This window comes from Bacillus sp. FJAT-22090 (assembly GCF_007676755.1).
In the GTDB taxonomy this organism is placed as follows: domain Bacteria; phylum Bacillota; class Bacilli; order Bacillales_A; family Planococcaceae; genus Psychrobacillus.
The window spans coordinates 1-207 of record NZ_VEBK01000054.1; the positions used below are offsets into that span (position 1 = coordinate 1).

Below are 207 nucleotides of genomic sequence, written 5' to 3' on the forward strand. Positions count from 1 at the left end.
AGAGCTTAACTTCCGTGTTCGGTATGGGAACGGGTGTGACCTCTTCGCCATCATCACTAGACTCGAATAATTTCTGAAAGACAAGTTTTATTATATCAACTCTGTAGAAATTTACAAGTGTTTTTTAATAAAATTTTTATTCTTTCAAAACTGGATAAACGACATATTCACAATACATACATTTTGGTTAAGTCCTCGATCGATTAG

General features: G+C 33.3%; 1 rRNA gene. It reads right to left on the reverse strand.

Annotated elements, in window-relative coordinates:
• A 5S ribosomal RNA gene (rrf, locus tag FS486_RS19895) occupies positions 1 to 61 on the reverse strand; the annotation flags it as partial.
• Positions 62 to 207 lie beyond the last annotated feature (146 nt).